Here is an 11,213-nt window from a genome sequence, read left to right as displayed (position 1 = left end):
CTGCGCCGGCGCAGTAAGTGCACGCTGGATGACGTTCGTGATGGCGGCGTCCGTGTTGCGGGCGCCGCCGTTTTCCGCTTCCTGGATCCGCTGATATCCGGAAAATGGCTCCAGTCGCGTCGGATCGAGGCTGCATGAAGCAGAGCGGCATCGTGTGTCGCGCTCAGCGAGGATCTGATTCCGCCAGTTGCCGGCGGACTTCCATCAGGGCGAAGCCCAGCAGGTTCTCGCCCTGCCACGTCGTGGGATCGGCGGCGCGCGGGTCGTCCGCCGCCAGGCCGATGCCCCAGATCCGGTCGACCGGACTGGCTTCGACCAGTACCCTGCCGCCGGTCCCGAGCAGGAAGGTCTTCAGCGCCGCATGCTGGCCGAATTTGCCCAGGTTGCCCGCGATGACCAACTGCATGCGGGCATCGCGCCAGGTGAATTCATCGAAACCCTGGATCTCCCGCCCGATCGCCTTGGCTTCTCCGGGATGCGCGGCGGCCAGAATGCGGGCACAGGCGGCATGATCGCCGAACAGCCGCGCCTTGCCGGCCATCATGTAATGCTCGGCGGTGGGATAGGTCACCGAATCAAGCACGAACGGCGCCTCGAACCATTGGCTGAAGCAACTGCGGTCGATGGCGCCGGGCTGCTTCGGCGTATGCCCCCAGAAGTGGACGAACTTGAGGGGTTCGCCCGCCTGATGACGTGCGCACAGCGCTTCGACGGTCAACACGGTGTGCATGGATGTCCTCGCTGGAAATCAAGCGCTGCAACCCCGCGGTGCCAGGGCAGCGCCGCGGATGCTGCAACATGCCGTTGCGGCCGCCTGTCGCCATGTCAGCCCGGCATCGCGTTCTCTCTCCAACGTGCGCCTGCCGGAGGCCACCGCTGGCCCGCTTGCTCCGGTCGGGCAGCGGCACGCCAGTGGAGGTGCTGACGTGGCTCAGGCCGCCAGCAACGCCTGCTTGGCGTCCTGCCCGCTCTCGCAATGCACGTACAGCACCGGCAGGCCGTGGGCCTCGAGCACCGCGGCCAGTTGCCGCTGGCGCGCCAGGTACTGCTCGTAGACCCGCTGCAGGCGTTCGCAGTCCTGGCGGTCGTAGGCGTAGTGCGCGCACCAGCTGGCCGGGTCGAACAGCGCCATGCGCACCTCGCCTTCGCGGTAGCGCAGCAGCGGCTCCGGCGGGGCCTGCAGCCATTCTTCCTGGTCCGGCGCCAGCAGCGCGGTCTCGATCAGCGGCCACAGCGGCGCCAGGCCCTGGTTGTCGTACTGCATCGACATCATCGCCGCCAGGTCGTGGCCTGTCAGGTAGCGGGCGTGCTCGATCTCCGCGCCAAAGCCCTGCTGCGCGAGCAGCGCGGTATCGGCCTGCGCCATGCCCTGCGCCAGCAACACGTCCTCCAATGCCTCGGCCACGGACTGCACGGTGTCGGCCGGGCCGCTGAGCAGGAACGGCACCACCCGCAATGCGCCGCCGCGCAGGCCGGCGTCGGCTTGGAACGGCAGCGGCACGCTGCCGTCGGCATCGGTGCCGAAGGCCAGCAGTCGCGGGCCGTCGTGACGGCCGGGCGCGCGGGCGGCGAGTTCCTCCAGGCGCCGGTGCAGCGGCCAGCCCGGACGCAACGCTTCGGCCGGGTCGAAATGCGCGCCGGCCAAGCTCAGTTCCAGTTCGCGCACCGCCGGCACCAGTTGCGCCAGGTCGCGGCCGACCTTCTCGGCCAGTTCGGCGGCCTGCGCATGCGGCAGCGCCGGGTGCGCCGGTTCGCACCCGGAGGACAATTCCAGGGCGATGACCCCGTGGGCGTGGCGAGTGGCGGAGGCTTGGGTCATGGGATTGGCGGTTGGCCCGTCGCGGGCGCATAGCTACACTCGCTTCATTATGCCTGCGCTACCGTGCAGGCCATGTCCCCGACTCCCCTCGCGCGAGGTAATCCCATGCCAGCAGCCCGTCCCGTCGCCATTCTCGGCGGCGTCCGCATTCCGTTTTGCCGGCAGAACACGGCGTATGCGGATGTCGGGAACCTCGGCATGTCGGTGCGCACGCTGGGCGCGCTGGTCGAGCGTTACGGGCTGCACGGGCAGCAGCTGGGCGAAGTGGCGATGGGCGCGGTGATCAAACATTCCAGTGACTGGAACCTGGGCCGCGAGGCGGCGCTGTCCTCCGGGCTGTCGCCGCTGACTCCGGGCATCACCCTGCAGCGCGCCTGCGGCACCAGCCTGGACAGCATCATCACCGTCGCCAACAAGATCGCGCTGGGGCAGATCGAGTCGGGCATCGGCGGCGGCTCGGACACCACCTCCGAGGTGCCGATCGTCTACGGCAAGAAACTGCGCGCGCGGCTGCTGGCGGCCAACCGTGCCAAGAGCACCGGCGACAAGCTGCGCGCGCTGACCCGCGGCTTCAAGTTCGCCGAGCTCAAGCCCGAGTTCCCGGGCGTGGCCGAGCCGCGCACCGGCAAGAGCATGGGCGACCACTGCGAGGACATGGCCAAGCAGTGGAACATCTCGCGCGATTCGCAGGACGCCTGGGCGGTGTCCTCGCACCACAAGCTGGCCGCCGCCTACGAGCGCGGCTTCTTCGCCGACCTGATCGCGCCCTTCCGCGGCGTGGAGCGCGACAACATCCTGCGCGCGGACACCTCGCTGGAGAAGCTGGCGACGCTGAAGCCGGCGTTCGACAAGGTCAGCGGCCGCGGCACCCTGACCGCGGCCAACTCGACCCCGCTGACCGACGGCGCCGCCGCGGTGCTGCTGGCCTCGGAAGAATGGGCGCAGGCGCATGGCCACGTGCCGATGGCCTATCTGCGCGATGCGCAGGTGTCGGCGGTGGATTTCGTGCACGGCGAAGGCCTGCTGATGGCGCCGACCGTGGCCGTGCCGGAGATGCTCAAGCGCCATGGCCTGCGCCTGCAGGACTTCGACATCTACGAGATCCACGAGGCCTTCGCCGCGCAGGTGCTGTGCACCCTGCGTGCCTGGGAGAGCGAGGACTACTGCCGCACCCGGCTGGGCCTGGACGCGCCGCTGGGGCAGATCGATCCGGCCAAGATCAATCCGGTGGGCTCGTCGCTGGCCACCGGCCATCCGTTCGCCGCGACCGGCGCGCGCATCGTCGCCACCGTCGCCAAGCAACTGGTCGAACGCGGCGGTGGCCGCGCGCTGATCTCCATCTGCACCGCCGGCGGCATGGGCGTGGTGGCGATCGTCGAACGCTGAGCGTCACCGCGCGCTGGCACTCGTGCCGGCGTGCGCCGCGCCACGGCCTTCGGCCCTGCGGCGCCGCCCCGGCGCTGACCGCGCCGCATCCGTCGCGCTACCATGCCCGCCGATTCGCCTGCGTCACGCGGGCGACACGGCGCGCAGGGGGCGCAGGCCATGACCGAGCAGGGCAGTTTCAATCCGTACCAGGCGCCCAGCGTCGCCAGTCCGTCCAGCCTGCCGCCGCCGTTGCCGGGCGAGACGTTGTGGCGCGATGGCACGGATTTGCTGTGCCTGCGGGATGCGCCGTTCCCGCCGCACTGTGTGAAGTGCGGGGCGGCGCTGGGCAACGACGAACTCAAGAAGCGCACCTTCTACTGGCACGCGCCGGGCTGGTACGCGCTGATCCTGGTGAGCATCCTGGTCTATGCGATCGCGGCGCTGGTCGCGCGCAAGCGCAGCAGCCATGTGCTCGGGATGTGCGCGGTGCATCGGCGTCGGCGCAACCGGTACATCCTGTTGATCGCCGGTGCCTTCCTGGTTGGCCCGCTGCTGGGAGTCGCCGTCGGCGGCGAGAGCGGGTTCTGGCTGGGAGGTGCCGTGTTCCTGGTCATGCTGATCTGGGGCATGTTCGGCGCGCGCATCCTGGTGCCGCGGCGCATGGACGAGCGCTATGCGCGCTACAAGGGCCTGGCGCCCGCGTTCCTGGCGCGCCTGCCGGCGCTGCCGCCGGCCTTGCGGCGCTGAGCGGACGGACGCGGCCGGCCTACCTTCGGATGCGATGACCGGCGCGCCGCCGGCCTGGGCACACGACGCGGCCCAGGCCTTCTGCCGTGCTCCTCTTCGCTGATCGGCGCAGGAGCGATGCGCGTGCGCTGCCGCGTCCGGAAGCAGCCATGACGCGCTTTCGCCGCGGATCAGCGTGCCCGGCCTGGTCTTGCAGGCTCGGCCATCTCTGACAACACCGGGACGGACTCAACCCTCCAGCCGCGGGAATCCATGGTCGTCGCGGCGTTCCGTGCTGTCCGGCGCCGGCGCGATCGGGGTCACCGGCGCGACCGGCTCGGGCAGCGGCTGCGCGATGTCGCCGCGCTGCACGCGTAGCGCATTGGCGTAGCAGCGCTGCGCCGCGAGCATGTCGCCGGCGTCGGCATAGCCGTCGCCGAACACCTCCCAGGCCTCGGCACCGGCACCCAGCGCCAGCGCGCGGTGCAGGAATTCCTCGGCCTGCGGCCACTGCTGCTGGCGGCTGGCCAGACGCGCCAGGGTCAGCAGCAGCGCCGGGCTGTCCGGATGCGCCTGCAGCCAGCGCTGCGCGCTGGCGCGGCGCGAATCGTACTTCTCCACCGGCAGGCGCCCGTACAGCGCGGCCAGGCCTTCGTCCCAGCGCGTGTCCAGCGCCTGCTCCAAGCTGCGCAGCGCCGCATCGTCCCAGCGCAGGGCGGCCGCGCGCACCGCGTAGGCGGCGACCACCGCCGGCTCGCTGCGCAGCGATTTGGGCAGGCTCTCCCAGCGCTCGGCCAGGGCATTGGCATCGGCGGCCTGGTCCAGCGAGGCCGCGGCCAGGCGCGTTTCCAGCGTGGCGATCGCCTCCAGCGGCAGCGCCTGCTGCTGGCGGATCGCGCCGAGCTGGCCGTAGGCCTCGCCGGCACGACCGATGCGGGTCAGTGCCTCGGTGCGCAGCAACAGCCCGCGCGGCGGCAGCGGCTGCGCCGCGGCCACGTCCAGCGCATTGATCGCATCGACCGGGCGCTGCTGCTCCAGATGCAGTTCGGCCAGCAGCAATGCATGCGCGGCCGGATCGCGTTCGGCCAGGCGCCGCAGGTGGCGCTCGGTGGCCTCGCGGTCGCCGCGCGCATCGGCCGCGCGTACCGCGGCGATCAGGGCGATGGCGCTGACCTCGGGGTCTTCGGCGGCGGCGTTGAGCTGCTTCTCGGCCCGCGTCCACTGGCCGGCGTGGGCGGCGGCCAGGCCGTCGAGCAGGCGCGCGCGCGACTGCTTGCGGCGGCGCCGGCCCCAGGCGCGGAACGGGAAACTGAGCACGTTCCACACCAGCCACAGCGCCAGGAACGCGATCACCAGCAGCAGCGAGGCCTGCGGCAGCGAGGCGATGTAGTCGGTACCGCCGACGCGCACGATCACCTCGCCGAGCTGGCGCACCTGGTCCTGCCCCAGCCATTGCGCACCGATCACGCCCAGCGCGATGACGATCAACAGCACGATCAGGGAACGAAGGGATTTCATGACGGGCTCCTTGCGTCGCGCATCGCGCGCAACTGTTGCAGGGTGGTTCCGAGTTCGGGAATGGTCGGGCGCAGATCGGCATTGGCCAGGGTGCGCAGCGCGGCGCGGCGTTCGCGCAGCTGCGGCGACTCCGGCCACAGCCGCGACAGCCAGCGCCCGGCGCCGGCCAGGGCGCTGCGATAGCCACGCGTGTCGCCGCGTTCCAGCGCCGCGCGCGCCAGGGTCAGGTCGAGCTGCAGCGCGTCGTGGGCGGCCACGCGCTCCGAGCCGGCGGCCAGGACGCCGCCCTGCGAGGGGCGGATCTTCACCAGCGGCGCCAGCAGGCGCTGCCACAGCGGCTGCTGCGCGCTCTCCGGCAATTGCGTCGGCAATTTGTCCAGGCTGGCGGCGAAGGCATCCAGTTGCGCCGCCAGGCGTGCCTGCGGCCCGTCGCCCAGCGCGTCCAGCGCGGTACGTTCCTGCAGCAGCGCCTGGCGCAGGTTGAGGAATTGCGGATCGTCGATGCCGTCCAGCACACCGCTGGCCAGCGCGTAGGCACGCCGCGCGCCGGCCGCATCGCCGGCCAGCAGCAGGCGCTGCTGGCCCTGGTTGAGCAGCAGTTCGACCTCGTCCAGGCGCAGCGCCTGCGCGCCGTGACGGTTGGAATCGGCGAGCTTGGCGACATTGGCCTCCAGCAGCGCGCTGCGCTGGCTCAGGCCGAGCATTTCGTCGCGCAGCACGCGGTTGGTGCTGGCCGCGTCCTGCAGCCGCTGCGCGGTGGCGCGCTGGTCGCGGCGCAGGCTGTCCTGGGCCTGCTGCAAGGCCTGCAGTTGCTGCTGCAGGTCCGACTGCTGGGCCAGTTCGCGCGCGCTGCGCGCCTGCCACCAGTCCCAGCCACGCCAGCCGGCGAACGCCAGCGCGGCCAGCGTGGCGAGCACCAGCAGCAACCAGATCCAGCGTGTGGAACGGCGAGGCGTGATCGGGATTTCGTCGGTCATCGGCAGCGTCCTGGGGGCCGTCGCCCGTCGCGAGCAAGGCGGCGGTCGGCGCGGCACCGCCGGAGCATGGCGTGAGCGGCACTGCGGCCGCAACCCGGGCGGCGGTCCGCGTTCAGCGAGGTGGCGAGCGCGTTACGATCGCGGCCGCTGCGGCGACCAACTGCTGCGGCATCGGTCCGGCCGCCTGGGCGACGTCGACGAACCCCAGGTCCGCGGCCAGGGTCGCCAGGCGCGCGCTGGCCGCGACCACCGGCCGTGCACGCCAGGCCCGGGCCAACTCCTCCGGCAACTGCGCCAGCAGCTGTTGCAGCGCCTCGCCGCTGCTCAGCGCCAGCACACCGGGCGGCGCCGCACGCAGGCGGGCCAGGTCGGCCGCGCGCAGTCGTACCGGTTCGCGCACGTACACGTCCGCGCGCATCAGCGGGGTGCCGCGCGCCTGCAGGTGTGCGGCGATCAGGCCGCGGCCGCCGGGAGCGGTGATCAGTCCCACCGGCAGGTCGTGCGCGGACATTTCCGGCAGCGCCAGCAGGCCGTCGCTGTCCATTCGCGTCGGCGTCGCCACCTCGGCGATGCCGTGCTGGCGCAAGGCGCGCGCCGTGCCCGCGCCCACCGCCAGCCAGCACTGGCCGGGGCGTGCGGTCAGCGGCTGCAGCGCCGCGGCCGCGCGCACCGCCGCCGGGCTGCTGACGATGACCCGCGGCGCAGCCAGCGCCGCGGCCAGGGCCGCGCGGGTGGCGGGATCGGCGCGCGGCCGCAGCCGCCACGGCGATACCGCCAGCACCCGTGCGCCACAGCGCGCCGCGGCCCGCCGCAGCGGCGCGTGCTCGCCCTGCGGGCGCAGCGAGATCAAGGTCCAGGTCGGGGCGGCGGTTGCATGCGCGCTCATGCCAGGCATTATGCGAGCCCCCACCGGCAGCACAATCGCATCATGGCAGCGGATCTTTCCTTCGAGGCGTTCCTGCAGCAGTTGCAACGGCAGTTCCAGGCCATGCCGCCGGTGGCGGCGCTGCAGGTCGCCGTGCACGAGTATGCCGAGCAGCGCCTGCAGCTGGTCGCACCACTGGCGGCCAACCTCAACGACAAGGGCAACGCCTTCGGCGGCAGCCTGGGCTCGGTGATGACCCTGGCCGGCTGGGGGCTGGTCAACTGCGAGCTGCACCGCGCCGGCCTGCAGGCCGACGTCTACGTCGCCGACAGCCAGGTGCGCTACCTGTCGCCGCTCTACGCCGATCTGCATGCCCAGGCCAATGCCGATGCGGAGGCCGACTGGGCCGTGTTCGTGAATACCTTCCGCCAGCGCGGCCGCGCCCGCATCGGCATCCAGGCCCAGGTCGGCGCGCCCGGCGCGGCCGCGGCGGCGACCCTGAGCGGTCGCTTCGTGGCCCTCGCCAAGGGGTAGGATGCGCGGATCGCGCGCCCCGCGCGCCGCCACCTGGACGCCGCCATGCCCTCGATGTTCCGCGCGCTCGCGCTGCTGTTGCTGCTGGGCTGGACCGGCGCGGCCGTGGCCGGCAGCCGCGCGCAACAGCGCAAGCTCGACGATCTGCAGACCGCCTACGCCGCGGCGGTGCGCTGGAGCGAGTTCGAGACCGCCTGGCAGGTGGTCGACCCGGCCTACCGCCAGGCGCATCCGCTGACCGACCTGCAACTGGAGCGCTACCGGCAGATCCAGGTCTCCTCCTACAAGGTCGGCGGCGGCGCGGTCGGCGACGGCGAGGCGCTGCGCGAGATCGAACTGGGCGTGATCAACCGCAATACCCAGGCCGAGCGCATCGTCCGCTACCGCGAGCGTTGGCGCTGGGACCCCGAGGCCAAGACCTGGTGGCTGCAGGACGGCCTGCCGGACCTGTGGAACGGCCAGTAGCGCGGTCGCCGAGCTGTGCGACAATCGGCGCCCGCTTCCAGCCCCCGAGTCCCGTGAACTTCGAAGAACTGCTGGCCTTCGCCGGCCGCAACCCGATGCTGGCCCTGGCCCTGGTGGGCCTGACCATCGCCCTGATCGTCACCGAAGTGGCGCGCCTGTTCCGTGGCTACAAGAGCCTGCGGCCGGCGGAGCTGACCCGCCTGATCAACGCCGGCAATGCGGTGGTGGTCGACCTGTCGGCCTCGGCCGATTTCGAGAAGGGCCACATCGCCGGCAGCCGCAACGCCACCGCCAGCCAGTTCGGCCCCGAGCACAAGCTGGTGGCCAACGCCAAGGCGCAGCCGGTGGTGCTGGTCTGCCGCACCGGCACCACCGCCGACGGCGCCGCCAAGCAGTTGAAGAAGGCCGGCTTCGAGCAGGTCTACGTGCTGGAGGGCGGCATCGCCGCCTGGCAGCAGGCCGAGCTGCCGCTGGTCAAGGGCCGCTGAGACACCGCGTCCGGCCCGACCTCGAGGGGCGCGGCCGGCGTGTGATAATCCCGTTTCTTTCTGTTACCGAATCCACCGGAGTCAAGCAATGTCCGACCTCACCAACAACGGCGCCGCGGCGCCGGCCGACGCCGCGGCCGGTCCCGCTTTCACCATCGAGAAGATCTACGTCAAGGACGTGTCCTTCGAGTCCCCCAACGCGCCGTCGGTGTTCAACGACAACGCGCAGCCGGAACTGCAGCTCAACCTCAACCAGCGCGTGCAGCAGCTGAACGAGCAGGCCTTCGAAGTCGTGCTGGCCGTGACCCTGACCTGCACCGCCGGCGGCAAGACCGCCTACGTGGCCGAAGTGCAGCAGGCCGGCGTGTTCGGCCTGGTCGGCCTGGACCCGCAGGCGGTGGACGTGCTGCTCGGCACCCAGTGCCCGAGCATCCTGTTCCCGTACGTGCGCTCGCTGGTCAGCGACCTGATCCAGGCCGGCGGCTTCCCGCCGTTCTTCCTGCAGCCGATCAACTTCGAGGCCCTGTACGCCGAGACCCTGCGCCAGCGCGCGCAGCAGGGCGAGGGCCAGTCGCTGGCCGATTCGGAGCCGGCCGGCAACGCCTGAGCGCGTTCGCCGTTGCGCATGCGCGATAACGCCAAGAAGAAGATCGCCGTCCTCGGCGCCGGCTCCTGGGGCACGGCGCTGGCGTCGCTGACCGCACGGCACGGGTATCCGACCGTGCTGTGGGGCCGCGATGCCGTGGTCGCCGAGGCCATCGGGCAGCGCCACGAAAACCCGCGCTACCTGCCGGGGATCGCGTTGCCGGAGGGCCTGCAGGCCACCACCGACCTGGCGGCGGCCATCGATGGCGCCGACTGGATCCTGGTGGTGGTGCCGTCGCATGCGTTCACCGAAACCCTGCGCCAGCTCGCGCCGCTGCGCCCGGCGCAGGCCGGCGTGGCCTGGGCGACCAAGGGTTTCGAGCCCGGGTCGGGGCGTTTCCTGCATGAAGTGGCGCAGGAGATCCTCGGCGAGGAGGTCCCGCTGGCGGTGGTCACCGGCCCGTCCTTCGCCAAGGAAGTGGCCCTGGACCTGCCGACCGCGGTGACCGTGCACGGCGATGCCGCGTTCGCGCAGCAGGTCGCCGATGCGATGCACGGCCCGACCTTCCGCGCCTATACCGGCGACGACATGGTCGGCGCCGAGCTGGGCGGGGCGATGAAGAACGTGCTGGCGGTGGCCACCGGCGTGGCCGACGGCATGGAGTTGGGCCTCAACGCCCGCGCCGGCCTGATCACCCGCGGCCTCAACGAGATGCTGCGGCTGGCCGCGGCGATCGGCGCCAAGCCGGAAACCCTGATGGGGCTGGCCGGACTCGGCGACCTGGTGCTCACCTGTACCGGCGACCTCTCGCGCAACCGTCGGCTGGGCCTGGCGCTGGGCCGTGGGCAACCGCTGCAGGAGGCGGTGCGCGCGATCGGTCAGGTGGTCGAGTCGGTGCAGACCGCCGACGAGGTGATGCGCCAGGCCGAGCGCCACGGCATCGATCTGCCGATCTCCAATGCGGTGCGCGCGGTCCTGCATGGCGAGCTGACCCCGGCGGTCGGCCTGCAGCAGTTGCTGGCGCGCGAACAGAAGCCCGAGTACCCGACCACCTTGTTCAGTTGATCCGGCCACCGCCGGACACGAAAGCGCCCGGCCTGGCCGGGCGTTTGCGTGTCTGCACATCCGTGGGCCAGCGGCGGGCCGGGTCGGCAGGCAAAAAAAAGCCCGGTCGTGGGACCGGGCTTTCCGAACCGCGCGCGGCGGGAGAGAGAGACGACGCGCGCGGCGCTAGGCAACGCTTACCAGCTGAAGCGCGGGCCGACGAACCATTCCTTGTCGCCGTGGCGGTCCATCTTCAGGTCGGCGCTCAGGCCCCAGTTCTGGTTCAGCTTGGCCTGGGCGCCCAGACGGCCGTAGAAGGTGCCTTCCGGATTGACGCCGTCCTTCTTCAGGTAGTCCTCGTAACCACCCAGGGCATAGACTTCCAGGTACGGGTTGAACGCGGTGCGGATACCCGCTTCGGCGCTCCAGCCGTTGAACTTGGTGCCGTATTCCGGGGCGAGACGGTTGTAGGCCACGCGGGTCACCAGGTCGGTGCTGGTCGCGATCTCGTGGTTGTAGCCGGCGCCGACGCGCCACTGGTCGACGCGTGCGTCGGCAAAGTCGGTCTTCTGGCGGTTGAAGTCGCCGAACACGCTGAAGTTCGGGTGGAACGCGTAGGAACCCTTGACCGCCCAGCCGTCGGCATCGCCGCCGCTGGCGTCGGTCTTGACGTAGCCGGCTTCGGCATAGTTGTAGGAAAGGCCTTCGGCGGCCGAAGCGGCGAACGGCAGGGTGGCCAGGAGGCCGAGAGCAAGCAGAGAGGTCTTCATAATCGGGTACCTTCGTTATTGGTTTGTCGGCGCTGAGGCGTGGGGCCGTTCGC

The 11,213-nt window shown here is 71.4% G+C and carries 13 protein-coding genes; 7 read left to right on the top strand and 6 right to left on the bottom strand.

Annotated features, from left to right (window positions below; genetic code table 11):
• Positions 1–163: 163 nt before the first annotated feature.
• Both CEK65_RS17550 and CEK65_RS17545 read right to left on the bottom strand, forming a co-directional pair.
• On the bottom strand, positions 164–730 hold the full coding sequence (locus CEK65_RS17550; protein ID WP_150408896.1) for an NADAR family protein: 567 nt from the start codon (positions 728–730) through the stop codon (positions 164–166).
• 201 nt (positions 731–931) lie between these two features.
• On the bottom strand, positions 932–1,819 hold the full coding sequence (locus tag CEK65_RS17545; protein WP_152182523.1) for a hypothetical protein: 888 nt from the start codon (positions 1,817–1,819) through the stop codon (positions 932–934).
• Between the two features lie 105 nt (positions 1,820–1,924).
• Between CEK65_RS17545 and CEK65_RS17540 the strand changes: the two genes are divergently transcribed.
• The gene (locus CEK65_RS17540; RefSeq protein WP_026143786.1) at positions 1,925–3,205 is read left to right on the top strand and encodes an acetyl-CoA C-acetyltransferase; all 1,281 of its coding nucleotides are present in this window, start codon (positions 1,925–1,927) and stop codon (positions 3,203–3,205) included.
• A gap of 159 nt (positions 3,206–3,364) precedes the next feature.
• Entirely contained in the window at positions 3,365–3,934 is a 570-nt protein-coding gene (locus tag CEK65_RS17535; protein ID WP_152182522.1) for a hypothetical protein, read from the top strand.
• 228 nt (positions 3,935–4,162) lie between these two features.
• Here the strand turns inward: CEK65_RS17535 and CEK65_RS17530 are convergent, their stop codons facing one another.
• The 3 genes from CEK65_RS17530 to CEK65_RS17520 all read right to left on the bottom strand — a co-directional run bounded on the left by CEK65_RS17530 (position 4,163) and on the right by CEK65_RS17520 (position 7,303).
• Complete coding sequence (locus tag CEK65_RS17530) at positions 4,163–5,431, bottom strand: heme biosynthesis HemY N-terminal domain-containing protein (RefSeq protein ID WP_017908649.1); 1,269 nt, start codon at positions 5,429–5,431, stop codon at positions 4,163–4,165.
• Positions 5,428–6,408, bottom strand: a complete 981-nt coding sequence (locus CEK65_RS17525) for a uroporphyrinogen-III C-methyltransferase (RefSeq protein WP_017908650.1) — start codon at positions 6,406–6,408, stop codon at positions 5,428–5,430. The genes CEK65_RS17530 and CEK65_RS17525 overlap by 4 nt, the downstream gene beginning before the upstream one ends.
• 112 nt (positions 6,409–6,520) lie before the next feature.
• Positions 6,521–7,303 (bottom strand): uroporphyrinogen-III synthase, encoded by a 783-nt coding sequence (locus CEK65_RS17520; RefSeq protein ID WP_152182521.1) that lies wholly within the window; start codon positions 7,301–7,303, stop codon positions 6,521–6,523.
• 33 nt (positions 7,304–7,336) lie between these two features.
• Between CEK65_RS17520 and CEK65_RS17515 the strand changes: the two genes are divergently transcribed.
• The 5 genes from CEK65_RS17515 (at position 7,337) to CEK65_RS17495 (ending at position 10,411) form a co-directional block, all read left to right on the top strand.
• Entirely contained in the window at positions 7,337–7,807 is a 471-nt protein-coding gene (locus CEK65_RS17515; protein ID WP_043094080.1) for a YiiD C-terminal domain-containing protein, read from the top strand.
• A gap of 45 nt (positions 7,808–7,852) precedes the next feature.
• Positions 7,853–8,272 (top strand): hypothetical protein, encoded by a 420-nt coding sequence (locus CEK65_RS17510; protein ID WP_026144149.1) that lies wholly within the window; start codon positions 7,853–7,855, stop codon positions 8,270–8,272.
• A 53-nt stretch (positions 8,273–8,325) separates the two neighbouring features.
• The gene (locus CEK65_RS17505) at positions 8,326–8,760 is read left to right on the top strand and encodes a rhodanese-like domain-containing protein (RefSeq protein ID WP_017907746.1); all 435 of its coding nucleotides are present in this window, start codon (positions 8,326–8,328) and stop codon (positions 8,758–8,760) included.
• An 88-nt stretch (positions 8,761–8,848) separates the two neighbouring features.
• Positions 8,849–9,367, top strand: a complete 519-nt coding sequence (gene secB, locus CEK65_RS17500) for a protein-export chaperone SecB (RefSeq protein WP_017907745.1) — start codon at positions 8,849–8,851, stop codon at positions 9,365–9,367.
• Between the two features lie 18 nt (positions 9,368–9,385).
• Positions 9,386–10,411 (top strand): NAD(P)H-dependent glycerol-3-phosphate dehydrogenase, encoded by a 1,026-nt coding sequence (locus tag CEK65_RS17495; RefSeq protein ID WP_148829788.1) that lies wholly within the window; start codon positions 9,386–9,388, stop codon positions 10,409–10,411.
• A gap of 176 nt (positions 10,412–10,587) precedes the next feature.
• Here CEK65_RS17495 and CEK65_RS17490 read toward each other — a convergent pair whose 3' ends face one another.
• On the bottom strand, positions 10,588–11,160 hold the full coding sequence (locus CEK65_RS17490; protein ID WP_152182520.1) for an Ax21 family protein: 573 nt from the start codon (positions 11,158–11,160) through the stop codon (positions 10,588–10,590).
• Positions 11,161–11,213 lie beyond the last annotated feature (53 nt).

Source organism: Xanthomonas sp. LMG 12459 (assembly GCF_009192905.1).
GTDB classification, from domain to species: Bacteria; Pseudomonadota; Gammaproteobacteria; order Xanthomonadales; family Xanthomonadaceae; genus Xanthomonas_A; species Xanthomonas_A sontii.
This window is presented reverse-complemented; position numbering and strand designations above follow the sequence as displayed.

Bases quoted from the DNA above. Each gene is read 5' to 3' on its own strand.
- CEK65_RS17550 (WP_150408896.1), bottom strand. From the start codon at position 730: ATGCACACCGTGTTGACCGTCGAAGCGCTGTGCGCACGTCATCAGGCG.
- CEK65_RS17545 (WP_152182523.1), bottom strand. From the start codon at position 1,819: ATGACCCAAGCCTCCGCCACTCGCCACGCCCACGGGGTCATCGCCCTG.
- CEK65_RS17540 (WP_026143786.1), top strand. From the start codon at position 1,925: ATGCCAGCAGCCCGTCCCGTCGCCATTCTCGGCGGCGTCCGCATTCCG.
- CEK65_RS17535 (WP_152182522.1), top strand. From the start codon at position 3,365: ATGACCGAGCAGGGCAGTTTCAATCCGTACCAGGCGCCCAGCGTCGCC.
- CEK65_RS17530 (WP_017908649.1), bottom strand. From the start codon at position 5,431: ATGAAATCCCTTCGTTCCCTGATCGTGCTGTTGATCGTCATCGCGCTG.
- CEK65_RS17525 (WP_017908650.1), bottom strand. From the start codon at position 6,408: ATGACCGACGAAATCCCGATCACGCCTCGCCGTTCCACACGCTGGATC.
- CEK65_RS17520 (WP_152182521.1), bottom strand. From the start codon at position 7,303: ATGCCTGGCATGAGCGCGCATGCAACCGCCGCCCCGACCTGGACCTTG.
- CEK65_RS17515 (WP_043094080.1), top strand. From the start codon at position 7,337: ATGGCAGCGGATCTTTCCTTCGAGGCGTTCCTGCAGCAGTTGCAACGG.
- CEK65_RS17510 (WP_026144149.1), top strand. From the start codon at position 7,853: ATGCCCTCGATGTTCCGCGCGCTCGCGCTGCTGTTGCTGCTGGGCTGG.
- secB (WP_017907745.1), top strand. From the start codon at position 8,849: ATGTCCGACCTCACCAACAACGGCGCCGCGGCGCCGGCCGACGCCGCG.
- CEK65_RS17495 (WP_148829788.1), top strand. From the start codon at position 9,386: ATGCGCGATAACGCCAAGAAGAAGATCGCCGTCCTCGGCGCCGGCTCC.
- CEK65_RS17490 (WP_152182520.1), bottom strand. From the start codon at position 11,160: ATGAAGACCTCTCTGCTTGCTCTCGGCCTCCTGGCCACCCTGCCGTTC.